We start from the raw sequence: 26,494 nt of genomic DNA on the forward strand, positions 1-26,494 counted from the left end.
AGTATTAATACTTTTATGATACATTTAAAGTATAAGCACAAAGATACGAGATAAAAATCACACAAAGATCCTAAGGAAAAGTATTAACTACATCTCAGATCACATTCTTGCTATCATGATCCAAGACTTAGCGAGGTATTATGAAACCCAAATACATAGACATTGCGGAACGATTAGAAAAAAAGATCAAAGATGGGGAACTACAACCGAAATCGATGCTTCCAAAAGAGAGTGATTTGCAAGAAGAGTTTTCCGTAAGCCGCGTAACCATCAGAAAAAGCTTACAAATTCTGGTCGACAATAATTTAATTAGTCGGACAAGAGGTAGTGGAACTTATGTAAACGATCTAAAAGCCCAACATGATGCCTTACATTTGCTGGGTTTTATCGAGGAAGTCAGTAAACAGGGGAAAACGCCTAGCTCTCAAGTCATAAAGTTCGAACTTAAAAAGCCGAATGAGCAGGTTGCTAAGCAGTTAAATCTCTCGCCCAATGATGATACATATGAAATACATAGACTCAGATGTATTAATGATGAGCCTGAAATTTACGAAGTCACTCATATGCCAGCAATGTTATTTCCAGACTTGAGCATAGCCATAATGAATGGTTCTAAATATGAGTACATTGAAAATAGCAAAGGATTGAAAATTGCGAAAAGCAGTCAGTCTGTCAAACCGTACTTGTTAGATGCAGAGACGGCCTCATACCTGAATGAATCAGAAGCTTCCCCTATTCTAAAAGTTGAGTCCACTGGTTACCTAGAAGATGGTCGTGCATTTGAATATACCGTCAATTACTTCCGACTTCATCAATACAGCTTCGAGTTTATTTCAACTAGGGCGTAGTACTATTCGACGCTAATGGTTAATCATTACGCCAAATCTTATATCCGACCTCTCGCATTGCTCTGCCGAGCAGGTGGGAGGCGACTGGCGCAGTGAGAACGATAAACAACATCGTACCGATAACCCGAGAGATCACGGTAACTTCAGGGAGTGAGAAAGCGACCGCTAATAACAAGCAGCTCACTCCGACAGTTCCAGCTTTGGTCGCTGCATGCATTCGGGTATACAAATCAGGAAGCCTCAGGACACCTAGACTTGCAACCAAGGTCAACAATGTTCCTAAGCATAAAAATAGTCCAATCAACACGTCCATTATTCTTTCTCCTTTCTTTTAACGATCAAACGTGCAAATGCGATCGTGCCGAGAAATGCAACCAAACCTAATGTAATGGCGATATCTAACAGAGCGTCCTCACCGCTGTCTAAGGTGTAAACCGTAATAAATCCGATAGTGATAAATGAAATCAGATCTAACGCCACAACTCGATCAGCTAGCGTTGGTCCTAGAATTAAACGAGCAAAAGCCATAACAAAGCTGAGTAGTAGCCCAGAATAGGCAAAAGTGACCGTTATTTGCAGCCAACTATCCACGCGTCACCTCCAAAATTCGATGCTCTAACCCATCTTTAATTCCGCGAATAACCTCTTCATGTTCAGGTGCAAACATGGCATGAACGATAAGATACTTTTTATCAGCCGTAACATCCAAACTAAGCGTGCCCGGTGTTAAAGAAACCATGTTCGCCAGTAATGTGATTTCTAGATCAGAATCGACCTCCAGAGGGACATAAACGATATCAGGCTGACTCAAATGAGTAGGTGTCACGACGTCCCACACCACTTTCGCAACCGATATAACCATTTCATAAGCGAAGTACATCAATAACTTCAATGCAGATGCAAAACGTTGAAAATAGCTCGTTTTCAATCCAAATGGTTGACTCAACCTTAAAGCAAAAAAACCGACCGTAAATCCGACAACAAAATTCAGACTCGAATAGCTGCCATTAAGCATCATCCACGCTAACGCTAAGAAAAAATTGAGGAATAGATAGATCATGCATTTCCTCCTAACACCACTCTGATGTATTCAGTCGGATTTAACAGTTGTTCTGCAGCTTGAACGGAAAATTGATAAAAAGGCTCCGCCACTAAGCCAATGATTAGCGTCAACGTTGTCAATACAATAATTGGAACGCAGTACAACCAATGTACTTTGGCCTGCAGAGTCTGTTCTGGCTTCTCTCTAAATGGCTTTTTCCAAAATGCCTCACTCCAAATTTTCGTCATCGAGTAGACAGTAAGCAACCCCACCAATAACGCGGTACCTGCTAACCAGTAATACTCAGCCTGTATGCTCGACTTGATGACCAATAGCTTTCCCCAGAAACCCGATAGCGGTGGGAAACCGGCCAGAGAAAACGCAGGGACAAGAAACAAGAACGCTAACCAAGGCATAGCTTTGTATACCCCACCCAAATGTTCAAGTTGACTAGAGCCATATTTGCGCTCGATGAATCCACCTATTAAGAACAAATTCGCTTTTACAATGATGTGATGAACAATGTAGAAAATGGCACCGGCTAAAGCTAAGGGAGTGTAAATAGCCAACCCCATGATCATATAGCCTATTTGGCTAATAATATGAAAAGAAAGAATTTTCTTAATGTCGAATTGGCTAGCCGCTCCTAAAACGCCCGTTAACATGGTTAGCCCTGCGACCCAAATTAACGTCGGTTGCCAACCACTCTCGGCGAGCGGAAATACCAAGGTAAAGACTCTTATCAACGCGTATACACCGACTTTAGTAAGCAACGCGGCAAACAGTGCCACCACACCGCTTGGTAACGTGTGATAAGAAGCTGGCAACCAAGCAAATAAAGGAAAGAGTGCCGCTTTAATAGAAAAGGCAAACAAAAATAGCGCGGACAGCATCATGTTGATGCTCAATTCATTTTCCCCTACTTTGGTGTAGAGATCGGCCAAGTTCAAGGTGCCCGTTGCGCCATACAATAAACCGATAGCAAGCAAAAATACCAGCGTCGAAATCAGGTTCAACATCACGTACTTTACTGCACCATCAACTTGAGTTTTCGTTGCATCTAACACCATTAAACCAAATGATGAAATGAGCATGACCTCAAACCAAACATACAGATTAAAAATATCTCCAGTCAGGAAAGCACCATAAACGCCAGCAAGCAACACGTGCATTAACGCATGGTAATTGCTATAGGAGGGCTTTCGGTGAAGGTCCGCCATCGCGTAGAAAACACATATCGCACCAATCACCGCCGTGATCATCACCATAGCAACGCTGAGGTAATCTGCGACAAACACGATACCAAATGGCGCACTCCACTGACCAAAAGCAACGGCTTGAATACCATTACTTATGATGTTTTCTGTGAGAAAGCCCGCAACGAAAAGGTTCGAAATCGCACTTACACCGCTCAACCACTCAACACTTTTTGTTGAGCGACGGACGAAGAAGATAGTCAACGCCGTACTCAGCGAGAGAACAACCGGTAACGTAAGCAAAATCGAACTCATTGACCCTCCTCAGAACGTTGCATTTCATCGACGTTTGCAGTTCCAGTGTCTTTATAAGCTCGATAGAACAGCATTAAAGCAAAAATAAGTAGTCCAAAACCGATGACTATCGCAGTTAAGATAAGCGCTTGAGGTAAAGGATTTGCCGCGCTATCTGGTGGTAAAAGAGCATTATCGCCAATCAATGGCGGCTCTCCGGGCGTCAGCCTTCCAGCGGTAAAAATAGCAAGGTTAACCGCACTACTGAGTAACATGATGCCGAACAAAAGGCGCAAGATATGCTTTTCAAGCATTAAATAAACACCTGCTGCGACAAATACTCCAACGACAACACTCCAGACTATTTCCATCACTCTAGCTCCTCATTAATACGAAGCAGCATACCCATCACGCCACCTATAACGGCAAGGTAAACACCAACATCAAAAACCAATGGCGTCCCTAGTGGTATCACGTCTTTCCACCACAGTCCGGTCAAAAACGGTTTATCAAACGCAAAGCTCAAAGCACCAGAAACTAAGCTCAATGCGATGCCAGATAACGCAATGAGAAACGGTTTGAAATACAACCTAGAACGAACGTATTTCGGTGATTCCGCGAACATGAGAAGTGATAAACCAATAACGGCAATCAACGCACCAATAAAGCCACCGCCCGGTTCATTATGACCACGTAACAACAGATACACTGAAAATACGAGCATGAGTGCCGAAACAATGTGTGCCGTGGTTGCAAAAATTAATGATTGGATACGATTTTGCTTTTTCGCTCTTGTCTTAAGCAAACTCACTGCCGCAATCCCAGCAATAACAACGACGACAACTTCTCCCAATGTATCAAATGCGCGAAAGTCAACCAGAATAACGTTAACAATGTTTCGCCCATGTCCACCCGGGACACTGTTTTCTGCAAAGAAATCTGACACCGAAGAGTCCATCGGCTGAGACGTGATTCCTAACAAAAGTAAAGTAACCGAAACTCCTATCACACCTGCTATGCAAATATTCGCTACTTTACGTTTTATTGAATGCTTGGGCACGGTGGTTAGACGCGGCATATGACGCATTAACAATGCAAGAAAGACCACCATTAATGTTTCCACTAACAGTAAAGTCTTCGCAACGTCCGGGGCGCTATAAATCATAAAAACAAGCGTAGTCATGAAGCCAATCATACCAAGCGCAGAAATCGCAAGAAGTCTTGCGTGGGACAACGTACATACGAGCGCAGCACCAATCAACAATAAGGCAATACCAATCTCATAGAAAGTGACACTTGAAAGTTCGCCAACCAAAGGCAGAGGAATAAGCGCTACCTGACTCAGTAACGCAACGGCAAGTACCGTGAAAAATAATAGGACATAGCGACTCAATTTCTTTTGCTGTAACCGCGCCGTTTGCCACTTCGCCACTGTCATCATGCCATCTAATAGTCGTTCAAAAATATTCTCCGCTTTGGGGACGAATAGATGTAACCGCTGAAAAAATGCAGACACAGCTGGATAAACACGGTACACCACATACCCCAACGCTAGCGTAATAACGCTTAACACTAACGGTACATTCACGCCATGCCATAGTGATGTCTCTTTAAGAGCTGCTGTGGGCAGAATGTCAGCAGAGCCCGGAAAAATAATATTGCGATCTAACCAATTTAAACCGAATAACGGGACCAGGAGACTGCCAAGTGCCAAGAGCAAAGGCGAGATCCACATGGCTTTTTTTGTCTCAACTGGCTTAGTTTCAATCGGCACGAGATCACGGCGAGCAAAGAATGGTCTCGCAATAAGCATAATGGTTAGCGCGACCATCAGTATATTCACGATTAATAGTACAAAGGCGATCCAGTTATTGAGCTCTACTGCGGACTTGTACATGTATTCTTTGCTCAAAAAGCCTAACAACGGCGGGAACCCCGCTTTAGACAATGCAGCCAAACTCCCCGCAACCATGCTGATGACGAGAACTGACTTCAGACCGTACAATTGATCAATATCTCGTGTTCCTGTCGCTTTGTCGATATTACCCACCACCATAAACAGCGCCGCTTTATAGAAAGAGTGAGCGAGAATAAACATCAATACTGCACTAACAGCCAAATCTGTGCCCATACCTAGTAATAATGTTAATTTACCCAAAGCAACATTCGTGCTGTAGGCTAGCATCAGCTTCAAGTCAGTTTGTTTTAATGCGACAAATGTGCACCAAATGGCCGTGATACTCCCAGTGATGACTAAAGCATAAAACCAGATCTCGCTGTGGGCATAAACTGGCGATAAACGTGCTAATAGGTAAATGCCTGCCTTTACCATTGTTGCCGAGTGTAAATACGCACTGACCGGAGTGGGAGCTGCCATCGCGTTAGGTAGCCAAAAATGAAACGGGAATTGCGCAGATTTAGTAAATGCACCGAGTAGTATGAGCACTAGAGATGGGATAAACCATTCATGCTGCGCAATAGTGTCTGCCTGCTCGATAATGGTATTTAGCTCATAACTCCCTGCCATTGCTCCCAGCAAGATAAGACCAGCTAGCAACGCTAGTCCACCAGCACCGGTAACAATCAGCGACTGCAAGGCGTTTTTCCGAGACGTTTTATTTTCGTGATTAAACCCGATCAGTAAGTAAGAAGTGATGGTGGTGAGTTCCCAGAAAACAAATAACAACAGGATGTTATCGCTCATCACAATCCCTAGCATGGCAAGCATGAATAGGGTTAGATACAAATGAAAGGAAAACCGGCTATCACTTTCCCGTAAATAAGCCAAAGCGTAGATTTGAATCAGCGCGCCAATCCCACTGATCAGTCCCGCAAAAAGAAATGAAAGGCCATCTAGTCTAAAGCTAAGGTTGATATCGAGGCTTGGTATCCATTCCGCATTCCAGCTCACGCCTGCAGGAGTATAGATGTAGAAGAGAAAAGAGAAGATTAAAACTGGCAGCGCAGGGAAAATCAGTAAGACCAACTGATTATCTAGGTTTTTCGGCAGGTTTTCTTTACCCGTTATGTTATTCAACATCGCAGCCCATTCATTATTATAAGAAGGTACGCCCTATTCGGCGCAAATGACAAACTCCACTGTATTGTTTTAGCCCAAGCGCTTCAAAAAAGATCATGAAACCAAGGGAAAAGTAGCAAACAGTAATCACTGAGTGCTACTTAGAGGAACGCCGATACAAACCGCTATTTGCTGTCTGCTACGGCATAAGAACGTAGGTCACTACTTACGTGTTCTTGGCTGAATGTATATGGATTATCGTCATCAGCTAACTCGAATGCATCGTAGGTGCAGTCACCGATATCATTTCTCGGACAAACATAAACATTCGAACGTTCTATCATTTCTGTGTGGCATTTCGGGCATAGGTTTTTCATGTCACTCTCCTCTGATAACTTATTGATACATTGATAATTCCATGTTCTAGAGATCCATCTCCCTCCTTTACCTAAAACATCACTTAAACCCAACTTTGTTACACCCCAATTACTGAATCGGTGAGACAAAACCATCGGGCTTAAGAGCGACCAAACTACAGTTAATCGATTGCAAAATATTTTCAGCCGTATTACCAATGACATAACCAGATATACCAGTCCTCGCTAAGGTACCCATGACCAACACGTCTACCTCAATACTTTCTACGTAATCTGGAATCTTTTCGTCGGGTTTTCCATGCAGGTGGTGAATCACAATTTCACCTGTAATCCCAGACTCCTCCAACAGCTGTTGCAGAGCTTGTTTATGATCGGCTTTTGCCTTATCGAGTTCATGTTTCAACTCAGCATCATCGACTTGAATCCAAGCGTTACCATTAAGGTAGTTTTCTAAGTAATACTCCCAGCAAGAAATCACGTGTAAACGACTATCGCAGGTGTCGGCTATCGAACGCGATAATTCGAGTAAACGCACGGCTAATGAGTGCTGTTCATCGCTTGCCGTTAATGGGTCGATAGCCACAGCAACACGGCGCTTATCTCTTGGCTTATCAATTGGTCGGTGCAACCATAATGGACAAGGACATTTGCGTAACAGTGTCATATCAATAGCTTTGAAACCCTCAGCACCTTCACCGAGCGGTTCAGCTTCTTTGATGATGAGATCTTTGTTATCAGCTAATGCTTCTTGAATAATACAGACAGCGGGCTTTTCACTGCTTTTCACAGTAAGAGGAAATGCGAGATCCTCTTCAGAGAGTCCCAGCTTCTGTCTGTATTCGTGAATACTTTGTTTGAGGGAGTCTTGCAGCGATTGCTCATAACTTTGCTGATACTGGATCATGTCTGTTGGGAAATCAGGACACGCTATTAGCCCTGAGACAGGCACTTTGTTGCTAGATGCAATCCTCATCGCTTGTTCGAGGGCGTCACTATGGCCTGGCAATCCTTGTGTTGCAAAAAGTATGTTTGCGAATCGTTTCATACACACCTCCTTGTTTGGTTAAATATTAACCACCCACAAAGTATAATACCTAACGGATAATTGTAACGGCTTGTGACGTTGATGAAATCAATTCTCATTAAGAGACGGATATTGCTTCATTTTGTTTTACGTCACACTCTCCTTTCTTCACAACTATCGCCTTCGACCTAAATAAATTCCGCTACCTAAAGTTGAGACCAAATAAAAACCCAAATTACTCAAAGTTTTTTCTCACCTTGAGTAACTTGGGTATAAGCAATAACACACTTAGTGTCCGGATTTAAATGGATGACCTAAATTTTCACGCAACTTAGTTTAAAGATGCCATCTCAATCACGAATCGATATGCAAAGTTTTACGGCTTTAGTGACCTAAAATCGCCGTAACTCGATGTTAAGGTTGTTGTTTTGTCGGTGCCAAAGCAATTTCACGAACACATACACCTTGCGGTTGCTGATAAGCAAACAGCACTGCTCGTGCAATGTCGTCTGCTGCCAACACGCCGCCCATATCCACCTTCCAGGCGTCATAACCATCTTTAATATCTTGAGACGTTGTATGTGAAAGTAATTCCGTTTCCACTGCACCAGGTGCAATCGTCGTAACGCGAACATTCGATGATGCAACTTCTTCACGTACGTTTTCAGAAATAGCATGAACCGCAAATTTGGTACCGCAATAAGCAGCATGATCAGGGAATGTTTTCTTGCCCGCAATAGAGCTGATGTTAATGATCGTACCACTGTTACGTGCTTTCATAGGTGCTAGGACGGACTGCATGCCATTGAGCAAGCCAATTACGTTCACATCAAACATGCGCTTCCACTCCGATGCTTCCTGAGTATCTATCTGACCTAGAAGCATAACGCCTGCGTTATTTACAAGTGCATCTACCGGACCATACAACGCTTCAGCTTTCTCAATTGCAGCCTCAAAAGAAGCTTTGTCGGTCACATCTACCTTTTCACAAAGCGTATTTGGTAAGTTTAATGCTTCCAAACGTTCTACACGTCTTGCTAACAAAAGAAGAGCATGGCCCTGTTCACTGAAGTGACGTGCAATCGCTTCACCAATGCCTGAACTAGCGCCTGTAATAACAATTAACTTTTTCATTTTGAATCCTTAATCGAACGGTTTACATCAGTGGCGGTAAGTTTAAGAAAACTTTGTTTGTTGATATATACCGACCTAGTTGAAACACTGTTGTTATACTGCAACAATACTTTTTTGAATTATTAAGAAGTCATCATGCAAACACACATCAACCTTGCGGATATTCGCTCTTTCGTCCTAATAGCTCAACTAGGAAACTTCACGAAAGCAGCAGAGCAACTTGGCGTTTCTCGCTCACACGTTTCACGTCAAATAACAAATCTGGAGCAACAGATTGGTGTCACTTTGCTACAAAGGACCACTCGAACACTGAACCTCACCGAAGCAGGCAAGGTTCTTTATAAACAGTGTGAAACTGCCCTTCACAATATTGATCAAGCTGTTATGGCAGTGGTTGATGATGTAGAAGACTTAAGAGGTGACATTCGTATCAACTGTGTGGGGGGCTATTTAGGAGAAGACGTTGTCGCAGATATCGTTGCTCAATTTCTAATCCAACACCCACAAGTGAGCATTAACTTAGATTTTAGTAGCCATCGTGTCGATTTAATCGCGGATGAATTCGATATCGCTTTTCGAATGGGAAAGTTAGACGACTCCAACTTTATCGCTCGCAAACTGATCGATGTGGAAATGGGGACATACGCAAGCCCAAACTATTTAGAAACATATGGCTATCCTTCTCATCCAAAGGACTTAGAAAAACACGTTTGTTTGACAGGTAGTGTGACACGGTGGGCATTTGAGAACACGAATACAAAGCAGTCAACGGAACACCAGATACGTGGACAGTTACGATGTAAGAGTGGCAGAGTAATGATAAAAGCAGCCTTGGCGGGAAATGGCATCATCCGTGTGCCAGCACTTTATTGTCAACAAGAACTCCAGACAGGCAAGCTAAAAGAAGTGTTTACCAATTGGAGCATTCCGAGTGTGGAATTTTCACTCCTTTATCATCACGACCGACATCAACCAAAACGCATCCGAGCCTTTGTTGATTTTACTACGCAATACTTTCGCAAACTGCAGAGTAAAGACAAGTAACCTGCACGTTGGTACCTGTCTATGTATGCTTTATAGGCTGAGCCTGTGAACCTGGGGTTTGTTCTAGAAAGAGTGTGAGCATTTTGACGCTTAAGGCTTGGTTTTCATAAACGTCAGAGGTGTTTGTCCAGTTTGCTTTTTGAAAAATGCAATAAAAGCACTGTCTGACGAAAACTCCAGCCAATCGGCAACTGCGCTGACTGGCATGCCCGTTGATAACAATTCAACTGCTTTTAAAAGCCTCCACTGTTGCCGCCAATCTTGATAGTTCATTCCCGTTTCCGACTTAAATAATCGTGTTACCGTCTTGGTGCTTGCCCCAACTTTGCTTGCAAGAGTAGTAAGCGAAGGAGCTAGAAATGAAGGTTCAACCAACTCTCGACGAAACGTTGTTAAGCGCCGATGCGATGGCAAAGGCAACTGAAACGAATAACGTTTCGCAGCATAAAACTCCTCCCAAAAAAGCGCCGTCGTATTTACCATCTCGCTGCTAGGCTTATCCCACTCCCAAAATGACATTTTATCAATAAGAGCTTGGAGTAAATTATTCACTTCTATCATCGTGATCTTACTCGGACAGGCAAACTCCTCACAATCAAAATACAAAGATCGATACGCCACCACATTCGTCATTAGTGCGCGATGCGGCGTATTAGGTGGGATCCAAACCGCCTTTGTCGGTGGCAAAATACAAATCGAGTCTTCCAGAGCAAAACTCATACAACCTTGAGGTGCGTACAATAACTGCCCTTTTTTGTGCTGATGCATACCTGAGTCGTGCTTGCCAATATCCGCAGCAATTCCCACTACACAATTAGAAATTTTGTCTGCATCAAATTGTGTTTTTTCGTTAATAAGCGCCATTTTGTCCGAATGTTGATGTATTTGGTTTTTATGTTGTTATTAGATCAATCATAGCCTCATTTATACTGCCCGCCAACTTCATTAACGATGGGTAACAATATGAATACTAAGCCCTCTTTATGGCTCATGCTGGTTATGTTGATGTTTCCGCAAATTGTAGAAACCATCTATAGCCCAGCGTTGAGCTCAATCGCTCTATCATTTGATGTAAACCACGCACAAGCAGCCCAAACATTGTCGATTTACTTCCTAGCTTTTGCCATTGGCGTTGTAGTTTGGGGAGTTCTCGCAGATAAACTGGGAAGAAGGCCCACCATGCTTATTGGGCTCTTTATCTATGGCTGCGCATCTTTACTCGCAACTCAAACCGAAAGCTTTGCTGTTGTCATGGCCGCGCGAGCCCTAAGCGCATTTGGTATCGCGGTAGGATCCGTTGTCACACAGACCATGCTTCGTGACGCGTTTGACGGTCAAGAACTGAGTAAAGTCTTTAGCTTAATGGGGATGGGTATATCAATCAGCCCGGTAGTTGGCATGCTATTAGGCGGACAGCTTACAGCGCTTGGTGGATACCGTTATGTGTTTTTTGCCTTGTTTTTAATCGCGTTAGTATTGCTCGCTTATAACGTTATTGAGCTTTCAGAAACACAGAAGGAACAGACACCAGTACGGTTGCATCAACTTAGCTGGAAAATGGTAAGAGACGCGCGAATTTGGCGCTCAGGATTACTGGTTGCTTTGTATAACATTGCTCTATTTTCTTATTACCAGCTTGGCGCATTTACTTTCTCAGCACTTGGGTATAACTCCGAACAATTTGGATACAGTGGCATGGTACTGGGGTTAGGCACTCTGCTTGGGAGTTATTTAAACAAATCCCTAGTGTCTAAAAATGTTCGAAAAAGCCAACTACTTTGGCTCTCAGCAGTATTGCTTAGTTTGGGATCAGTCGGTGTGTTGATTCTGAGCCAATCAATCTGGTTTGTTGCTCCAATGGTGTTAGTCGTCATGTCTTACGGGATTGCGATACCCAACATACTCAGTGATGCACTCGTTAATTATAAACAACAGGTTGGCAGCGCAGGCGCTTTATTTGGGCTCATGTACTACATCATGATCGGGACGGGATTAGCGATGGCTGGAACAGTACAAAACTTAGGTGTCGTTCTATTATCATGTAGCTGTTTAGCGATTTTATTAGCGTTTTCTAAAAGGCAAGTTCATACCAACTTGTGACCAGATACTACACATTGCTTGCCTAATCTTCCGAAGATTGGTCTACATCTTTTCTAACGGTTAACTAAAACGTAAATAAAAAGCGCCTGTCGGCGCTTTAATTATCCATAGATCTTATTGCCATGTTGGCTCACCGTACTCTTCACAACGTTGCTTGTCGTAATTTTCAATGCGCCCGCGTTTACCTACAAACTGAACCTGAACAACCATTCCAGCTTCAACATATTCACTGAAATAATCGCAAGAAACACGAAAACTAGTATCGCGTATAACAATTGGTACCCATTCATAACCGCCGCTGCGTGGTAAGTAAGACTTGAAGGTAATGACACCGTCATCTGAAACGTTGATTTCTTCATCATATTCATTCAACTTATAAAAACGTTGTCCATCAAACTCTGTCTTTGCTTTTTCAATTATTTCCTTCGTTGCTGTCGATTGCATCGGCGTATTTGAGACCAGTTGACACCCAACAACAGATGTCAATACGGACAAAGCCAAAGCGAGTTTAGTTATTTTATTCATTTACCTAACCACTGTTGAATTATTCAACACTTACCATTTAAAAAAAGGATGAGAATATACTTTATTTTTAAATAATAAAAGCAATAACTTATCTTTGATAAGCGTGTTCACTGCCAACTTTATCGTCAAAAGATTGGAAAAGTTAGTTGTAATTTTTGCGATGGAATCACAGAACATACTCTTAATTCTTTGTTTTACGTTCGTTTTTAGCTCACCTGCATCACTTCTACAGTTAAGGAAAAGCAATTATTCTAATAACGCCCAAACGGAGCTGTTGTATCATACCAAACGTCGACACATCCAGCTGACTTCAAGTCTTTAACGAAATTATCACTAATATATAATTCATTGTTCTCGTTAAAAACAAAAGCATACTTTTCTTCTATGTCTAAATCAGATAGGGTTGGAAATTGTAAAAGTTCAATTGTTTTATAATCATCAAACTGTCTATCATAATCATCAGGATGGCTACCAAAATCGAAATCACTATCCCAAGCATCTTTCCCTTCTAGCCAAAATTGATTCAACTTTTCTAAAATCTCTTCCCAAATTACAAATCGAATATTATTTTCAAAAATAATAAACAAATCAGGGTTAGAAAAAATCATACCTGGTCTTTTTTCAGGTAATAATTTACTAATATTTTCTTTATTAAACTTGATATACATGTCAACCAGCCCACGCTTCATTAAAGTGCTCTATTGGTACAAATTCAACGCCATTTGGAGTTTTTGATTCAATTTCTTTTACTATACTTTTATGAAAGAATGTGTGAAACCCCCAAGCTGAATCTCTAAAAACTAGCCTTTTTTGAAGCGGAATCGGTGAAATTTTCTGAGGATCAATAACGACTTTTTTCATTCCTGATATATTTCCTCGTTTGAACCTTTTAAAGTCGCTCTGTTCATGACAGATGACATCTAGTTCATTTGCTAACTGTAACATCATGAAATCATGTTCACCTTTATCAATTAATTTGATATGTATCCAGTTAGAACCATATAACTGTTCAACTTTCAAGCTATTATATATATCCTTAGATATAGCAAATTCAGGCTCTATAATAACATCTGGTATTCTATACTGTTCGTCTGGTTTGTATTTTGCTAAAACAGGTACGGGTTTACATGGAAAGGTAAATCTTGTACTGTATGCTGCTTCTTCATATTCCTCAGGAACTGCATAAATTGGTGTAATTTGATTTTCTTTTACGAAGAAATAATCACGCATGATCCTGCCTTTAACTTTCTAGGTTCCATTATCTTGCCTAGTTTATTCCGAATAGTGTGCCTAGTTCCAGTAACATTAAGCCTATGAGGACACGCTTCTCTACTTTTTTTGTCGCTTTCAACGTTACCACCTCCGCATCCAATTTTTGAGCCCGGATCATAGTCTTTACCAAACCTGGACAGAGTCCAATGAAAGCTGTTTAGTTTATCCACTATATCTTCCGCAGCATCATCTAAGTCTTCAGTAAACTCTTTTTTACAGTAATATTTTTTCTCAACTCTTTTTTAATCTCGCTGATATGAAAAAAGCTCCTTTCGGCGCTTATTATACATCTCTTATCCAAATGTCTTTGACGTCTTTTTTAAGAAGGTCAATCACACTTTGGTGAATGAAAACTAAGCCAAAATCTTCTTCTAGTTTAAATATCAATCGTTCTTCTAAGGGGATATTTTCTAATTTAGAGAAATCAAACTCTGTTGACTCGATATCTAACCAGTTCAACTTGCCATATTGTTTTGCTTTATCCGTCAATTTATAAGTTTGATGTATGTAAGGCATACGATAATCTTCGTAAACTTTAATTTCATCATCAGATGGCTGGCTTGGAGAACAATCCACGCGAGCGTCTAACCACTCTACTCCGTGTACGACCAGTTTCTCCACTTTTGACGCAATATCACTGATGATAAATAGCTTTGGAGAAAAGGTCATTTCCAAAAGCAAATCTGGCTCTACTGGCACTATTGGCTTAGGGCTTTGTTGGAATGGGAAGTTACCTAGGTCTTGTTTAGTTAGTAAATGATATTTTTCTTTCATTTTAAGCCTCAAAACTTTGGAGCAAGGTCATCAGTGCTAATCTTAGCTTTTCTCAAAGAGTAAAATTCTGCCATAAAGTCAATCACATCAAACAATTCTTCACAAAAAAACATCGCCGTTTCAGCGCCTTTTACTCGAAATGCTACTCTATTAGATAACGGAATTTGCTTTAACTTTTCTTCAGAAATAAATAATTCGTGGACTATCAGTTCACCGCTTCTTGGAGAGATTTCGATATCTGAACGCTCTTCATCTAGTACATCTATAATATTATTGATAGCTAAAATGTATCGATTCTGTACTTCTCCATCCTCCAACTTCAGCTGAGAAGGATAATATTCAATACCAAAAGGGTCGAAACTCATTAAGATTTCAGCAAATAGACGACTTACCGATAAATCACCACAATCAACTATCGGTCCAACGTTTTTTATACTTCCTCCTTCACTATCCACCCACACAACAGGGTTTATCGATGAAGTTGGATGATAATGGTTTGTACTGTACAACGACTCTCTGTTATCTACAGAAACAAAGTTAACACTTGAAGAGAAGTAGTTTTCGGAGATCAATGAAAAATACATATATACCCTACTTTATTTTTGTTCTTTGATTGTTTTTAATCGACGACCACTATAGCAAAATGCTTTTACTTCTATAGTACTAGGAGTATTATCTTAGCCATTAAAATGATTCATTTTCCTACCTTTAGACTCCATCTTATGACAAATAAAAATGCGCCTTTCGGCGCTAATTATACATCTCTTATCCAAACGTCTTTGACGTCTTTTTTAAGAAGGTAGGTCACATTTTGGTGAATGAAAACTAAGCCAAAGTCTTCTTCTAGTTTAAATATTAATCGTTCTTCTAAGGGGATATTTTCTAATTTAGAGAAATCAAACTCTGTTGACTCGATGTCTAACCAGTTTAACTTGCCGCATTGTTTTTCTTTATCCGTCAATTTATAAGTTTGATGGATGTAAGGCATACGATAATCTTCGTAAACTTTAATTTTTTCATCTGTTGGTTGGCTTGGAGAACAATCGACACGAGCGTCTAGCCACTCTACTTCATGTACGACCAGTTTCTCTACTTTGACGCAATATCACTGATGATAAATAGCTTTGGAGAAAAGGTCATTTCCAAAAGCAAATCTGGCACTATTGGCTTAGGGCTTTGCTGGAATGGGGAGCCAGTCAAAGATTGTTTAGATAAAACTGTGTAGTTAGTCATTATTCTATTTACCTACTTACACTAGACTCGGGGCGTCTCTTCGGATGTATCAAATGAAAAGGCAACGATACTAGTACTTATTTTACCCTCCTCATCTAAACGGACAAGCGCTTCAAACAACTCGATTGAGAAGAACGTTTTTGTCATTCCGACAGGTTTAAAAACGTGCCTCTTGCTATCCGGAAGTTCCTTGATCTTTTCATCAGATAAGTAAAAACGGGTAGTTACGTCAGTCACTTTTATGCTTTTATCATAATCAACGACATCTACTAAGTTATCTACTGCTATTATGTAGCGCTCAGTTAACACTCCGTCTCCGGAACAGGTTAATTTTGCGGGATAAACTTCAACACCGTATGGGTCGAAACTCATAATTAGTTCAGCAATAGGCTTAGTGACATTAAAAGCGTCACCTTTGATTAAATCTAATGCTTCAATTTCATAGATATCATCATCTTTCCACACAATCTCACTTTTACAAGAAGTAGGAGTGAAATCATTATCATCATAGAAAGACGACCGAATATCAACGGAAGTAAATAATGATTCACCCTCGTTAAAGTCCTCATTTAAGTATGTTATTTGCATTTTAAACGTGGAAAGCTCCTAATTTCATTACGTAAACAAGGTTGACAACCAGTACAAACACGATCAGTTATACTAGAAACTAAAAAATCGATCAAAACATAAAATTTATTTGTAAATAGTTCTTCATATAAGTCTTTATAAATAAAAAAATGCCCTTCTTCATTTGTAAAAAATGAACTTTCATCTCGTAATATTGGTTCTGACTTATAATAACCAGGCAAAAAATCATCTGTCTTAAAATAACGGATTGATATAACACCCTCAGTTAAATTAAGAACATCAATATAACGTATTTTCCTTTTAACATAATCACTTATAAAAATACTTAATCCGTATGTTTGGGATATATCCGGCTCAACTTTAACAAGTCGGATTTTATAATGATACAAGCTAACTAGGTCATCAATTTTATGCTCTGTATAATTCATGACATTTCCCATTCAACTGACCAATCGGAAGCCTTTTGATACTTTGCATATGAAAAAATCTTAACAGAATTGATTTTCTCTATAATTGATTTATGAAAAAAAACAACGATAGATCCATAAGAGGGTTTGAATACCAACCTTTCCTCGACGGGTATTTCTGATAATAGATCAAAGTTAAACCCCTTAACTTCATCCTCTATATCGATAATATTATAACAATGAAGATAAACAAACTCTTTCTCTTTGATCTTAGCAGGAACAAGTGAGTTTTTGTATAGCATTAATTCTGATAATACTGCAAGAAAATCCAGGTCAAACAATATCTCAGTGTTGACAGAAACATCAAACGGAGCATCGATAGCGCTGAAATTCTTTAAGCTAATACACTCAAAGTTAACATGCATGGTTGTAGATATCGCTTTATCCATTAACAAACTAAATCCACGTTCATCTTCCATGTTTACTACAAAATTCACCTTTGAGTAGTCATTTGATAACACATAATATTCTTCACTAATTGGCATCACACCATGCTTCTTAAACAAATAATAAAAAGAAGGCTAAGCGTTCAGCTTGCGTTTCCTCTTACAAAATACTCAACACATTACATAAATTGAAGTTACGTGCTCAAAAAAGCGCCTTTCGGCGCTTATTATACATCCCTAACCCAAACGTCCTTGACGTCTTTTTTAAGAAGGTCAATCACACTTTGGTGAATGAAAACTAAGCCAAAATCTTCTTCTAGTTTAAATATCAATCGTTCTTCTAAGGGGATATTTTCTAATTTAGAGAAATCAAACTCTGTTGACTCGATATCTAACCAGTTCAACTTGCCATATTGTTTTGCTTTATCCGTCAATTTATAAGTTTGATGTATGTAAGGCATACGATAATCTTCGTAAACTTTAATTTCATCATCAGATGGCTGGCTTGGAGAACAATCCACGCGAGCGTCTAACCACTCTACTCCGTGTACGACCAGTTTCTCTACTTTTGACGCAATATCACTGATGATAAATAGCTTCGGAGAAAAAGTCATTTCCAAAAGCAGATCAGGCTCTACTGGCACTATTGGTTTAGGGGTTTGCTGGAATGGGAAGTTAGTTAAGTTTTGCTTTGTTAAAATAATATAGTCTTCTTTCATTATTTTCCCCTAAAATTTAGGTGCACGCATAGATGTATTCTTCTTCATTTTCCTAACTAGAGAAAATCTTGAATCATTACTAATCAAATCATAGATTTCTGGAGCGAAAAATACTGCAGTATCAGCTCCTTTAGCCCTATAAACCACCCGTTTATGGAAGGGGATCTTTAAAATTTTCTCTGGGCTTAGAAACAATCGGTGGACGATCAGGTCCCCATTGTTTGGTGATACTTCTACAACACTTCGTTCAAAGTCGACAACGTCTTGAATGTTATTCAGAGCTAGTATATATCGATCGGTGATGACTCTATCTTTAGTCGATAGTGATGCTGGATAAAACTCTACACCATAAGGATCAAAGCTCATTACAAGATCTGCAAATTCTTTAGTAACACATATGTCACCATTGTCCGAAATGGGGTGAACCATGGAGGAAGTTACATTTTTATCCTCCCATCTTATTGGACTCTCCGAACTCGTTGGGTGAAAATTATTTGTACTATATAGAAATTCACGATCATCCACACATTGGAATACCGTTGAACTTCTCATATAGTCCTCAGAGATTACCGAAAACTCCATCTTATACCTCTTTATTGTTTGGTAATTATCTTGCTTTGCTCTCTTACACTCATAAGGCGATATTACTAGTGAAGGAATTAAAAACACATCAATAATCTTCTGTAGGAGCAAACCTTTTTACAAGCGGAATTGGCTGATTAGGATATGTTAATACGTTGGATGGAACCGAATAAGAAAATTCATCCGGAAAATCATAAAGTGGTGTTTCAATCGTAGTATTAAAGAAAAAGCGCCATGAGACGCTTTTCAATGCTGGCAGTCTAATAACGGCCATATGGAGCTGTGGTATCATACCATACATCGACACATCCAGCTGACTTCAAGTCTTTAACGAAGTTCTCACTAATATATAATTCATTATTCTCGTTAAAAACAAAAGCATATTTTTCTTCTACTTCTAAATCTGTCAGGGTTGGGAATTGTAAAAGTTCAATTGTTTTATAATCATCAAACTGTCTATCATAATCGTCGGGATTACTACCAAAATCAAAATGACTATCCCAAGTATCTTTTCCTTCTAACCAAAATTCATTTAACTTTTCTAAAATTTCTTCCCAAATTACGAATCGGATAGTATTGTCAAAAATAATAAACAAGTCAGGGTTAGAAAAAACCATACCTGGTCTTTTTTCTGGTAGAATATTGCTTAAATTTTCTTTAATAAACTTAATATACATATTACTTTAGGATTGTTATTTACATAAAAGTCATTTAAATTTAATTTCATCTATCTAAAGTCTGAATAGCCGTCTGCCGGTATAAATTCCACACCGACTAGCTTAGAATTTTTTATTTTTTCAACTAAACTTTTATGGAAAAAAACACACTTCAACCAACCAGGATCTATCACTATCTGTCTTCTATCTACTGGTATAGTCTGAATTAGTTTTTCATCTAATATAAGATTAAGAATACCACTAATCATCTCATCACCATTAGAATCCTTTCGGTACCTCTTGATCTTACTTTCAGATCTATCAATCAACTTAATCTCGTTGACAACTTGTAGCATAAGAAAATCATGTTCGCCTTTATCATGAAGTTTAATATCGACCCAATTAACCCCAAAAATGTTATTAAAATCTAATTTCGAAAATTCATTTTTCTTAATCGAGAAATTTGGCATTTCAAGTATATCTGGGATTTCATAATCATCTTGTGGAAGAAATTCGACTATCAAGGGAACAGGTGCTTTAGGGTAAGTAAAACTCGTTAAGGGCACGGAATCGATGTATTCATCTGGAAAACAATAAATTGGGGAATTGACACACTCTCTTGCAAAAAAATATTCACTCATTTTCCAACCTCAAGTTTTCTAGGTTTCATAGTCTTACCTTTTACATTCTTTATATTGTGTTTTTCTTCCGGTAGCTTGGAAGATCTACTTGGGCATGCGCTTCTTGATTTATTCTTGCTTTCTATATTACTCTCGCCTGCACAACCTATGTCACTTGCCGGAGAGTAATCATGACCAAAAGTCGAAATTGTATATAAAAAGCTATCTAAACACACTAAAACGTCTTCAGAGACGTCGTCTAAATCAGACTGAAAGTGCCTTTTATTCCCTGATTTGCAATAATAGCCTCTTCTTGCACTTTCTTTTACACCTTTAATATCTCGATTAACTGACTTTATATACTTTATATCATCCAGCCGCAACTTAGATGCTACGGGATCAGGAACCTTTGTTACCGGAATTGATGTAAGTTCACCACTTTCAAGATCTGAACTTGTTTCCCAAAACTGTTCTTGCTCGGTCTTGAAGTCCAAACCTCCACCATGGCCAGACTTATGGACGTGTGTATTGACTTGACAAGCGATATCCGTTTTGGAAGGGAACATTACCCCATTTTTCCAGGTGTTTATATCATACTCATATGCTTCTCTGTATTTTTTCCACTCTGGAGTATCTAAGTTTTTAGTTGTTATGATGTGGTGAGCCTGAAGTCCGAACTGTCCGTCATCCCCCTTCAAACGTCCATCCGCCCATAAATGTTCATTGAAGCCCGACTTATAGTGCTTAGATTTAATTGCTTTTGCTAAAGCAGGCCCTGAACCTTTTATAAGACTATGTGTTTTTGCAGTTGAGTTTTTAGCCATGATGGTATTGACCTCTAATAAGCATCACATTTTTCTGGTTTTTTCTTACAAACGGGACAGACAAAATCTTTTTTATCTTTGTCCTCATTTGCCTTCGCAGAATTCTTTCCTGACTGTGCAGACTCGCCAGTATTATGTTTTACTTTTGCTGGGTAAGTTTTCTCACTCTTACCTAAAATTCGAGCAAAAAGGTCATCAAACTCGCCCATCGCTTCTTTAAGCTTATCCGGTACCATCTTATCGATGATTTTTACCTCATCCGCTAACTTCAAGAAATACGTACCGAGCTCATCTGCACCCATTCTGTTTGCGTAAGACGCCAACTCCGTTGCCACTTCAATACAAGGTTTTAGAACATCGCTAACAATCTGGCTGGTCTGTTTCGCATAATCCATCCAATCTAACGTGCGCAAGAATTTTTCTGGATCACCCTTACCCATGCCTCTTAAAACAGCTAGCAAAGTATCCTTTGAAGTTCCTTTCCCGCCTTTAAGGGCTACTTTACACGTACCTTTGACTGCACTACCAAATGTCGGGACACAACCGATAAGCGTTAATGAAAGAGCCAGCCAGTTTTCCGACTTTTCACGTTCTTCCTCATTCAACAACGTCATAATGTTCGCTGATAAATCGCGGACATCTGCTGCTTGATCGACAACAGGGATCATGGTCAGGGCCGTATTGGCAATGATCTGTTCTACGGAGGCATCATCGTTAAAGTCACCAAGAATAACGCCCCAAACCCAGCTTGCAGCACCAGACATTCTCTTCCACGCATTCTCCCAGAAACCGACTTCTCCACGCTTAGCTTCTTCAATAATTAGCTGCGCGTTTGCACTTGGATCAAAGTTCGGGTTGGTCTTGGTTGGGACGTTTGGCATAAAATCACGGCTGTCCTCGCCGTACTCTATGGCAAACTCACCCGGAGCAACGCCACCAACCGATGCTTTACCGTTGTCGTCGAGAGTTCCTTCAAACACCGCGCCAGATTGATCTGTGAGAGTGTATGTTGCGCCTTGAACGGGTTCACCATCTGAGTATGAGAGATACAAATCAACCGTATACGTCCCTTCCTGCTCTTCAGTCACAGAAACCGATGGGTTTTGTGCGCCACCAAGACACATGGTATTTGCTTTGTTCATGGTCATTTGATCGGACAGACGACATACGCCCTTACCTTCAAATTTAACCGTTGGTGAGGCTGAAATGAATTTTGCTTCGGCTTCTATCGTGCCTGAGGCAACGCCTTTTCTGTCACCGCCCGCATCGCCAGTACTTTTTGAGAACGTACTGCCCTTGATAGCGACACTGTTACCGCCATCCATAGAGACTGTCGTAGTCCCACCAGCAAGGTCTGCTGATTTAGCATTGTTGCCATAAGGGATAGGAACGACTGGCTTGCCGACCTTAGTTAAACAAACATCTGGGAGCGTTGCATTCGCTTCACCACCTGAGCCTTTATGAACTATCGAAAGTCCATTCGCACCAACTGTTACGCCCATAACCAATCCATTTGAATTTTATTGATTGAATGATAAAAGAGATCGCAAGCTGCAATCTCTCTAAATAACTAGTGAATTCCACTAAAAGACCAGTGATATTCACAGCAAACCTTAAAATTGGCAGAAGATCTCATTTTAGATCTCTGGTTATCTATACATTTCAAGCAGTTGCTGAAATTTTAAGTCTATGACGATGTAGGTTGCCGCATACATAAACGCAAACGTCATCGCACTAAGACTCAAGATCAGCTTGGGTGAAATTACCCTTTTTAACGGCTTCTTTAGGTATTTAGCTTTAAGGTTGATTAAAGAAACTTTTTCTTGTTCTGCTAGGCGGTCATCTCGCACTAATCGATAAATGGTGCTGCCAATTTCCGCTAACTTTTCGTTACCACGCTCTTCACGGCCATACTTGCCTTGGAAACCAAGTTGAAGCAGTAAATAGAGAAACTCTATAACGTGACGGTATTTACGAGGGTCGGCTTTTAAGCGATCGAGAATAACGAAGAACTTATCACCACCAGACGTTTCGTTGTGGAATTCAGACAGTAAGCTGTTTTGGCTCCAGTGACTATTTGCCCCCCACTCTTGTCGACAAACAGATTCATCAATCGCCGCACACAAGCAGTAACGAATAACAAGAACCGAAGCACGATCGAGCTCCATTTCATTAAGTTTTCGTTCACCTTTTCGAATCTCACGTGCCACTTGTTCACGAAATGGCATCGGGTCATCAAGCCAAGGGATCGAAGACATACAAGACAGACTGGCGATCAACCATGAGAACTGGTCCACCAGCGGGTTAATACCCATGTTATCGATAGATAGATCTTGTACTGCGATGTTTCTCGACAAGTCAGGCGCTGGCATTACCTCCATTGGTTTGCCAGGCTCTGGTTGGAATAAGACTACGGTGACGTCGGTTTCTGCGTAACTCATAGACGAACGGCCCAAAGTTGCAATGATAAGTTGGCGAAATCGCCCGCAACGTGAATCGCAATCGCAGCAGTGTTCTTCAATGCCATCCACTCTTCGCCCGTTTTATCGAGCTCGAAATAGGTGTAGCCAGCGTGATACGGCAGCGCGCGTGGCACAACTGGCATTGGTTTGATCTCAATCCCAGGCAGTTGAAGGTTAATCAAGTCACGTATGTTATCGATAGAACCGATCTTCGTTTGGCTGACAAACTGGGTATGCAGAACATCCAAGGTCACGTCGGCTTTAACTGCGAGGATAAAGGTTGTCGTATCAATGATCTTATTGTCAGGGATTGCTGCCGTTCTGATGCCATAGTTCTGATCTTTTAAGGTCAGTGGAATTGCTCTTTGCTCAGACATCACGCTCAATGTCATTTTCGCACTGTCTAGGACGCGAGAAAGACAGCTAGTAAGATCACCATGATTGTACTTCGTAAACTCAATAGGTCGGCGAGTCGTTGAGCACAGCGTCGAAAGCTCACCCTCTGCCTGAAGAAGAATTCGATACAAAGACTCAGGATGCACAGCTTCTGTGCTGGCGAAATGCCAAAATAAGGGTTCGTATCGGTTGAGCGCTTGCAATAGCATAAAGTCAGAAACCGATGATACGCCTTGTTGATCCACCACCCCTAATCGCTGGACTATCGATTCCGCGCGATGCTTCAACATAGAAGCAAACTCGGTCGCAAATTTACTCAGTACTGTCGACGCATGAATATCGATACAGGTAGGAATGAAACTATCATCTAAGATCACGCTGCCATCAGGCTTCACTTCTAAGATCTTTAAGATCGGAATAGACGTGTAAGCACTCTTATCTTCATGATCGTACATTAAGCAAAAGTTAAGCTTACCGACGACGATATTTGCCATGTCTTCCGAATCATAACAAGCGTCAACCGCTTCTTGAGATTCCATCGTATAGCGCGCACCGTCTTTTTTGGTACCAAACAACTCAGAACGTTCCGATGGTAACGGACAGCACAAATAAACGACTTTATCGGCAATCGAAGGATCTACATCTTTCACTTCAGGCAACTCGGCAAGCAACGGAAGCTCAAATGGTGTCCGGTCTTGTAAAATACCTTCAGCACGAGTAATACCGATTTTACCCAGTGCTAGTAACTGAGAGTTGATTTCTAAACGTTTAATTCCCCAATGCAAAGGCGATGCATTGGCACTCAGTAGGCTCGATAGTTTACTTTGCGAACGATCGAGTTGTTGAAAATGCTGTGGCTTCATGAACATTCCATCTTGCCAAACAACTGGATTGTATAAAGACATGTTTCTATCCCTTAAAAGTAAACCTGTTCAATGCCGCGAGTGTTATCAGAAATTAACTCACTGCCCTCTAACTTGAGCTTGATGTAGTACTCGCTCTTCTCTTCAATAACTTCCACTTTTCGCCAAGACGAACCATCAATATCACGAAAAGCCACTGAAAAACCGACGGCACGAGTGTCAGGGTCTAGCGTTAGCATTTCATGAACTTTTCCACCTGGCTGTATTTGATATTCGTAACGTTTGATGTACTCATCACCCAACGACGCTTTATCGTTTTCAAACAGCGCAAAAAAATCTAAGCTTCGGAATAAAACTGGCGAATTTAATTCGTGAAGACGGAGAATAACTGGAGATGACTGGCCCCCATTTCTCACATTGAGTACAGGTGATGCCTCAATAACCAATTCAATGGACGAAGTTTCTGGTGTGATACCCGTGGACTCTTTAAATTGATCCCACATGGAACAACCGGACAACATGGCAAATCCGAGTAATACGGCGATACTACGCATGGTTTCCCTTAATCACTTTGTTATAGTTTTTCTTAATCAGCCCTTTTAAGGATGTTTCATTAAGCAGGCGACGATTATTAGTGTAGAAATCTAGGTATTCGGCCCACAGCTTTGACTTAGTTGAGAACAAAGACTGGCTAGCGACCCTGTTAGCAAATGCTACGGGATCGTTCGTTTCTGACTGTTCTAAAACGAGCTCATTCAGTGCTTTGTTAAACATAACTTGGTGGTCGTTCAGCTCATCGAGCATTTGTTCAACCAGTTCATTTGGAGCCAGTAATTGCTGACTATTCAAAGTGAGCATTAGCTCTGCGATGTTCGAGTTAGCCTCACTCGCACTCTGCTCATCTTTTAATGATTCCACTTCGTGCAACTCTTTCTGTAGGTTATCAATACATAAACGCAAGCAAGTGCCCATTTGCTTGAATAACTGCGCCTCGTTTGTCATCAACTCTGGGTTTCGAATACCCAAACCATCAAAAAACGCTTGCGCTATATCTTGAGAGCAAACGGCCGCATCAGTATCGACTTGTGCTTTCGTCGTAGTGTTTATCGCGTGCTCTGCCGTAGGTATTTGAAGTTGCTGATTAGTGTTAGGAGAAGGCGTAAAAGATTGGGTCATCTCTTCCCATTTTAACCCTGTGTTAGCCTGCTCTACGACCATCTCAGTAACATTAGGCGTACGATGTTGTCTTTGAATCGTGCTATCTGGGGCTATTGTGCCAGGTTGCATCACCTCAGCTGAGGCAATATCGGCTCTATGTGCCTTACCGCTTTCTGGCGCTAATGCATCATTGACTGATGCGTTACTCTTGGTTTCCGCAGCCATCCAGTCTTCAGGGATGAGGCTTGGCTGATCGAATTCGGAATATATGCTGAAACTGTCATCGACCACCTGACGTGTGCTTTCCACGGTTCTAGGTTGTTCAGATTCTGTACGCTCATTATCACGAATTAAGTAATCGTCATCTCGCTGCATCGAAAAGTTAAGGTGAGCAACAGGATCATGACAATCAATGTCATCCTGTTTAGTCTCCATAAACAAATCTTCTAAGGCACCGACTTTTTCTTCCTCTTCGACAACCGCATCTCCTAGACTAACCAGAGGATCGCTAGATACTCGCTCAGGAGCAATATCAGCGGCGATGTCTAGTGTTGAGGTAACGCGCTCAAGAGAAACACCAATCTCATATTGCCCTAAAGAAATGATGTCGCCATCAACTATCGCAACGGGTTGATTTTTTAGTATTTTATTCCCATTTACCATGGTGCCGTTAGTTGATACGTCACTTATATAGTAGGTATCTCCATACACGCTGAGCAAACAATGAGTGCCCGATATAAAGCGGTTGTGATCGGCTAAAGACACGCTACAGCTTGGGGAACGACCTATCGAACCACCACTTTCAGGCATTTCAATATGCTTTGCACCGGTGTATTCCTCTGGACACTTTGAGATAAATAAAACTAGCTGATTTGAGTACATTTACGAACC

The 26,494-nt window shown here is 40.8% G+C and carries 31 protein-coding genes and 1 pseudogene; 3 read left to right on the plus strand and 29 right to left on the minus strand.

All coding sequences use genetic code 11. The features are described 5' to 3' along the window. The first annotated feature begins 140 nt into the window (after positions 1-140). On the plus strand, positions 141-848 hold the full coding sequence (locus R7P74_RS07170; protein WP_054730587.1) for a GntR family transcriptional regulator: 708 nt from the start codon (positions 141-143) through the stop codon (positions 846-848). Between the two features lie 19 nt (positions 849-867). Here R7P74_RS07170 and mnhG read toward each other — a convergent pair whose 3' ends face one another. From mnhG to R7P74_RS07215, 9 genes are all read right to left on the minus strand, one after another. Continuing rightward, entirely contained in the window at positions 868-1,161 is a 294-nt protein-coding gene (gene mnhG / locus R7P74_RS07175; RefSeq protein ID WP_005373314.1) for a monovalent cation/H(+) antiporter subunit G, read from the minus strand. Beyond that, on the minus strand, positions 1,161-1,439 hold the full coding sequence (locus tag R7P74_RS07180) for a cation:proton antiporter (protein WP_005373317.1): 279 nt from the start codon (positions 1,437-1,439) through the stop codon (positions 1,161-1,163). Before R7P74_RS07180 ends, mnhG begins: the two co-directional genes overlap by 1 nt. Then, positions 1,432-1,908: a Na+/H+ antiporter subunit E gene (locus R7P74_RS07185; protein ID WP_104976188.1), complete on the minus strand. Its 477-nt coding sequence runs from the start codon at positions 1,906-1,908 to the stop codon at positions 1,432-1,434. Before R7P74_RS07185 ends, R7P74_RS07180 begins: the two co-directional genes overlap by 8 nt. Beyond that, complete coding sequence (locus tag R7P74_RS07190; protein ID WP_053349220.1) at positions 1,905-3,401, minus strand: Na+/H+ antiporter subunit D; 1,497 nt, start codon at positions 3,399-3,401, stop codon at positions 1,905-1,907. Before R7P74_RS07190 ends, R7P74_RS07185 begins: the two co-directional genes overlap by 4 nt. Then, the gene (locus R7P74_RS07195) at positions 3,398-3,751 is read right to left on the minus strand and encodes a Na+/H+ antiporter subunit C (RefSeq protein WP_017633704.1); all 354 of its coding nucleotides are present in this window, start codon (positions 3,749-3,751) and stop codon (positions 3,398-3,400) included. The genes R7P74_RS07190 and R7P74_RS07195 overlap by 4 nt, the downstream gene beginning before the upstream one ends. Beyond that, positions 3,751-6,420, minus strand: a complete 2,670-nt coding sequence (mbhE, locus tag R7P74_RS07200) for a hydrogen gas-evolving membrane-bound hydrogenase subunit E (protein WP_005386140.1) — start codon at positions 6,418-6,420, stop codon at positions 3,751-3,753. Before mbhE ends, R7P74_RS07195 begins: the two co-directional genes overlap by 1 nt. A gap of 164 nt (positions 6,421-6,584) precedes the next feature. Next, positions 6,585-6,776, minus strand: a complete 192-nt coding sequence (locus tag R7P74_RS07205; protein WP_005373328.1) for a hypothetical protein — start codon at positions 6,774-6,776, stop codon at positions 6,585-6,587. Positions 6,777-6,885: 109 nt separating this feature from the next. Then, positions 6,886-7,821, minus strand: a complete 936-nt coding sequence (locus R7P74_RS07210; protein ID WP_005373330.1) for a universal stress protein — start codon at positions 7,819-7,821, stop codon at positions 6,886-6,888. A 393-nt stretch (positions 7,822-8,214) separates the two neighbouring features. Next, the gene (locus R7P74_RS07215) at positions 8,215-8,934 is read right to left on the minus strand and encodes an SDR family oxidoreductase (RefSeq protein ID WP_005373333.1); all 720 of its coding nucleotides are present in this window, start codon (positions 8,932-8,934) and stop codon (positions 8,215-8,217) included. 135 nt (positions 8,935-9,069) lie between these two features. Here R7P74_RS07215 and R7P74_RS07220 point away from each other — a divergent pair, with 135 nt between their 5' ends. Beyond that, positions 9,070-9,978, plus strand: coding sequence for a LysR family transcriptional regulator (locus R7P74_RS07220; RefSeq protein WP_005373334.1), 909 nt, complete (start codon positions 9,070-9,072; stop codon positions 9,976-9,978). Positions 9,979-10,068: 90 nt separating this feature from the next. Here the strand turns inward: R7P74_RS07220 and R7P74_RS07225 are convergent, their stop codons facing one another. Continuing rightward, a complete protein-coding gene (locus R7P74_RS07225; RefSeq protein WP_064376645.1) occupies positions 10,069-10,842 on the minus strand; it encodes an AraC family transcriptional regulator in 774 nt (257 codons plus the stop codon). A gap of 99 nt (positions 10,843-10,941) precedes the next feature. Between R7P74_RS07225 and R7P74_RS07230 the strand changes: the two genes are divergently transcribed. Next, positions 10,942-12,078, plus strand: a complete 1,137-nt coding sequence (locus R7P74_RS07230; RefSeq protein WP_318122773.1) for a multidrug effflux MFS transporter — start codon at positions 10,942-10,944, stop codon at positions 12,076-12,078. A 114-nt stretch (positions 12,079-12,192) separates the two neighbouring features. Here R7P74_RS07230 and R7P74_RS07235 read toward each other — a convergent pair whose 3' ends face one another. From R7P74_RS07235 to R7P74_RS07325, 19 genes and pseudogenes are all read right to left on the minus strand, one after another. Beyond that, the gene (locus R7P74_RS07235; RefSeq protein WP_268208497.1) at positions 12,193-12,603 is read right to left on the minus strand and encodes a hypothetical protein; all 411 of its coding nucleotides are present in this window, start codon (positions 12,601-12,603) and stop codon (positions 12,193-12,195) included. A gap of 251 nt (positions 12,604-12,854) precedes the next feature. Beyond that, the gene (locus R7P74_RS07240) at positions 12,855-13,292 is read right to left on the minus strand and encodes a hypothetical protein (protein WP_258500532.1); all 438 of its coding nucleotides are present in this window, start codon (positions 13,290-13,292) and stop codon (positions 12,855-12,857) included. Further along, on the minus strand, positions 13,273-13,833 hold the full coding sequence (locus R7P74_RS07245) for a hypothetical protein (protein ID WP_237307019.1): 561 nt from the start codon (positions 13,831-13,833) through the stop codon (positions 13,273-13,275). Before R7P74_RS07245 ends, R7P74_RS07240 begins: the two co-directional genes overlap by 20 nt. Positions 13,834-14,157: 324 nt before the next feature. Then, the gene (locus R7P74_RS07250) at positions 14,158-14,649 is read right to left on the minus strand and encodes a hypothetical protein (protein ID WP_318122774.1); all 492 of its coding nucleotides are present in this window, start codon (positions 14,647-14,649) and stop codon (positions 14,158-14,160) included. 8 nt (positions 14,650-14,657) lie between these two features. After that, positions 14,658-15,233: an imm11 family protein gene (locus R7P74_RS07255; protein ID WP_318122775.1), complete on the minus strand. Its 576-nt coding sequence runs from the start codon at positions 15,231-15,233 to the stop codon at positions 14,658-14,660. A gap of 170 nt (positions 15,234-15,403) precedes the next feature. Beyond that, positions 15,404-15,882 (minus strand): annotated as a pseudogene (locus R7P74_RS07260) (hypothetical protein). Positions 15,883-15,903: 21 nt separating this feature from the next. Further along, complete coding sequence (locus R7P74_RS07265; protein WP_237307294.1) at positions 15,904-16,470, minus strand: hypothetical protein; 567 nt, start codon at positions 16,468-16,470, stop codon at positions 15,904-15,906. Beyond that, entirely contained in the window at positions 16,461-16,898 is a 438-nt protein-coding gene (locus tag R7P74_RS07270; RefSeq protein WP_237307292.1) for a hypothetical protein, read from the minus strand. Before R7P74_RS07270 ends, R7P74_RS07265 begins: the two co-directional genes overlap by 10 nt. Continuing rightward, positions 16,895-17,422, minus strand: coding sequence for a hypothetical protein (locus tag R7P74_RS07275; RefSeq protein ID WP_237307296.1), 528 nt, complete (start codon positions 17,420-17,422; stop codon positions 16,895-16,897). Before R7P74_RS07275 ends, R7P74_RS07270 begins: the two co-directional genes overlap by 4 nt. Before the next feature lie 128 nt (positions 17,423-17,550). Further along, complete coding sequence (locus tag R7P74_RS07280) at positions 17,551-18,042, minus strand: hypothetical protein (RefSeq protein WP_237307291.1); 492 nt, start codon at positions 18,040-18,042, stop codon at positions 17,551-17,553. 9 nt (positions 18,043-18,051) lie between these two features. Further along, on the minus strand, positions 18,052-18,624 hold the full coding sequence (locus tag R7P74_RS07285) for a hypothetical protein (RefSeq protein ID WP_130546509.1): 573 nt from the start codon (positions 18,622-18,624) through the stop codon (positions 18,052-18,054). A 260-nt stretch (positions 18,625-18,884) separates the two neighbouring features. Further along, entirely contained in the window at positions 18,885-19,301 is a 417-nt protein-coding gene (locus R7P74_RS07290; RefSeq protein ID WP_130546334.1) for a hypothetical protein, read from the minus strand. A 50-nt stretch (positions 19,302-19,351) separates the two neighbouring features. Beyond that, positions 19,352-19,921: a hypothetical protein gene (locus R7P74_RS07295; protein WP_053304698.1), complete on the minus strand. Its 570-nt coding sequence runs from the start codon at positions 19,919-19,921 to the stop codon at positions 19,352-19,354. Next, positions 19,918-20,724, minus strand: coding sequence for an AHH domain-containing protein (locus tag R7P74_RS07300; RefSeq protein WP_017633750.1), 807 nt, complete (start codon positions 20,722-20,724; stop codon positions 19,918-19,920). Before R7P74_RS07300 ends, R7P74_RS07295 begins: the two co-directional genes overlap by 4 nt. Before the next feature lie 14 nt (positions 20,725-20,738). Then, a complete protein-coding gene (locus R7P74_RS07305) occupies positions 20,739-22,226 on the minus strand; it encodes a PAAR-like domain-containing protein (RefSeq protein WP_262591573.1) in 1,488 nt (495 codons plus the stop codon). Positions 22,227-22,373: 147 nt separating this feature from the next. Continuing rightward, positions 22,374-23,165, minus strand: a complete 792-nt coding sequence (gene icmH, locus R7P74_RS07310) for a type IVB secretion system protein IcmH/DotU (protein WP_165401710.1) — start codon at positions 23,163-23,165, stop codon at positions 22,374-22,376. Next, positions 23,162-24,487: a type VI secretion system baseplate subunit TssK gene (gene tssK, locus R7P74_RS07315; protein ID WP_130546339.1), complete on the minus strand. Its 1,326-nt coding sequence runs from the start codon at positions 24,485-24,487 to the stop codon at positions 23,162-23,164. The genes icmH and tssK overlap by 4 nt, the downstream gene beginning before the upstream one ends. 11 nt (positions 24,488-24,498) lie before the next feature. Beyond that, positions 24,499-24,999, minus strand: coding sequence for a type VI secretion system lipoprotein TssJ (gene tssJ, locus R7P74_RS07320; protein WP_130546340.1), 501 nt, complete (start codon positions 24,997-24,999; stop codon positions 24,499-24,501). Then, positions 24,992-26,485 (minus strand): type VI secretion system-associated FHA domain protein, encoded by a 1,494-nt coding sequence (locus R7P74_RS07325; RefSeq protein ID WP_130546341.1) that lies wholly within the window; start codon positions 26,483-26,485, stop codon positions 24,992-24,994. The genes tssJ and R7P74_RS07325 overlap by 8 nt, the downstream gene beginning before the upstream one ends. Between the last annotated feature and the right edge of the window lie 9 nt (positions 26,486-26,494).

The sequence above is a fragment of the Vibrio sp. 2033 genome, assembly GCF_033339735.1.

What these genes read in the sequence shown, in the direction of transcription:
- R7P74_RS07215 (WP_005373333.1), bottom strand. Translation starts at nt 8,934, where the DNA reads ATGAAAAAGTTAATTGTTATTACAGGCGCTAGTTCAGGCATTGGTGAA.
- R7P74_RS07170 (WP_054730587.1), top strand. Translation starts at nt 141, where the DNA reads ATGAAACCCAAATACATAGACATTGCGGAACGATTAGAAAAAAAGATC.
- R7P74_RS07270 (WP_237307292.1), bottom strand. Translation starts at nt 16,898, where the DNA reads ATGAATTATACAGAGCATAAAATTGATGACCTAGTTAGCTTGTATCAT.
- mbhE (WP_005386140.1), bottom strand. Translation starts at nt 6,420, where the DNA reads ATGTTGAATAACATAACGGGTAAAGAAAACCTGCCGAAAAACCTAGAT.
- R7P74_RS07285 (WP_130546509.1), bottom strand. Translation starts at nt 18,624, where the DNA reads ATGGAGTTTTCGGTAATCTCTGAGGACTATATGAGAAGTTCAACGGTA.
- R7P74_RS07195 (WP_017633704.1), bottom strand. Translation starts at nt 3,751, where the DNA reads ATGGAAATAGTCTGGAGTGTTGTCGTTGGAGTATTTGTCGCAGCAGGT.
- R7P74_RS07250 (WP_318122774.1), bottom strand. Translation starts at nt 14,649, where the DNA reads ATGAAAGAAAAATATCATTTACTAACTAAACAAGACCTAGGTAACTTC.
- R7P74_RS07265 (WP_237307294.1), bottom strand. Translation starts at nt 16,470, where the DNA reads ATGCAAATAACATACTTAAATGAGGACTTTAACGAGGGTGAATCATTA.
- R7P74_RS07305 (WP_262591573.1), bottom strand. Translation starts at nt 22,226, where the DNA reads ATGGGCGTAACAGTTGGTGCGAATGGACTTTCGATAGTTCATAAAGGC.
- icmH (WP_165401710.1), bottom strand. Translation starts at nt 23,165, where the DNA reads ATGAGTTACGCAGAAACCGACGTCACCGTAGTCTTATTCCAACCAGAG.
- mnhG (WP_005373314.1), bottom strand. Translation starts at nt 1,161, where the DNA reads ATGGACGTGTTGATTGGACTATTTTTATGCTTAGGAACATTGTTGACC.
- R7P74_RS07240 (WP_258500532.1), bottom strand. Translation starts at nt 13,292, where the DNA reads ATGAAGCGTGGGCTGGTTGACATGTATATCAAGTTTAATAAAGAAAAT.
- R7P74_RS07245 (WP_237307019.1), bottom strand. Translation starts at nt 13,833, where the DNA reads ATGCGTGATTATTTCTTCGTAAAAGAAAATCAAATTACACCAATTTAT.
- R7P74_RS07225 (WP_064376645.1), bottom strand. Translation starts at nt 10,842, where the DNA reads ATGGCGCTTATTAACGAAAAAACACAATTTGATGCAGACAAAATTTCT.
- R7P74_RS07290 (WP_130546334.1), bottom strand. Translation starts at nt 19,301, where the DNA reads ATGTATATTAAGTTTATTAAAGAAAATTTAAGCAATATTCTACCAGAA.
- R7P74_RS07220 (WP_005373334.1), top strand. Translation starts at nt 9,070, where the DNA reads ATGCAAACACACATCAACCTTGCGGATATTCGCTCTTTCGTCCTAATA.
- R7P74_RS07300 (WP_017633750.1), bottom strand. Translation starts at nt 20,724, where the DNA reads ATGGCTAAAAACTCAACTGCAAAAACACATAGTCTTATAAAAGGTTCA.
- R7P74_RS07190 (WP_053349220.1), bottom strand. Translation starts at nt 3,401, where the DNA reads ATGAGTTCGATTTTGCTTACGTTACCGGTTGTTCTCTCGCTGAGTACG.
- tssJ (WP_130546340.1), bottom strand. Translation starts at nt 24,999, where the DNA reads ATGCGTAGTATCGCCGTATTACTCGGATTTGCCATGTTGTCCGGTTGT.
- R7P74_RS07185 (WP_104976188.1), bottom strand. Translation starts at nt 1,908, where the DNA reads ATGATCTATCTATTCCTCAATTTTTTCTTAGCGTTAGCGTGGATGATG.
- R7P74_RS07230 (WP_318122773.1), top strand. Translation starts at nt 10,942, where the DNA reads ATGAATACTAAGCCCTCTTTATGGCTCATGCTGGTTATGTTGATGTTT.
- R7P74_RS07295 (WP_053304698.1), bottom strand. Translation starts at nt 19,921, where the DNA reads ATGAGTGAATATTTTTTTGCAAGAGAGTGTGTCAATTCCCCAATTTAT.
- R7P74_RS07275 (WP_237307296.1), bottom strand. Translation starts at nt 17,422, where the DNA reads ATGCCAATTAGTGAAGAATATTATGTGTTATCAAATGACTACTCAAAG.
- tssK (WP_130546339.1), bottom strand. Translation starts at nt 24,487, where the DNA reads ATGTCTTTATACAATCCAGTTGTTTGGCAAGATGGAATGTTCATGAAG.
- R7P74_RS07205 (WP_005373328.1), bottom strand. Translation starts at nt 6,776, where the DNA reads ATGAAAAACCTATGCCCGAAATGCCACACAGAAATGATAGAACGTTCG.
- R7P74_RS07235 (WP_268208497.1), bottom strand. Translation starts at nt 12,603, where the DNA reads ATGAATAAAATAACTAAACTCGCTTTGGCTTTGTCCGTATTGACATCT.
- R7P74_RS07210 (WP_005373330.1), bottom strand. Translation starts at nt 7,821, where the DNA reads ATGAAACGATTCGCAAACATACTTTTTGCAACACAAGGATTGCCAGGC.
- R7P74_RS07325 (WP_130546341.1), bottom strand. Translation starts at nt 26,485, where the DNA reads ATGTACTCAAATCAGCTAGTTTTATTTATCTCAAAGTGTCCAGAGGAA.
- R7P74_RS07255 (WP_318122775.1), bottom strand. Translation starts at nt 15,233, where the DNA reads ATGTATTTTTCATTGATCTCCGAAAACTACTTCTCTTCAAGTGTTAAC.
- R7P74_RS07280 (WP_237307291.1), bottom strand. Translation starts at nt 18,042, where the DNA reads ATGAAAGAAGACTATATTATTTTAACAAAGCAAAACTTAACTAACTTC.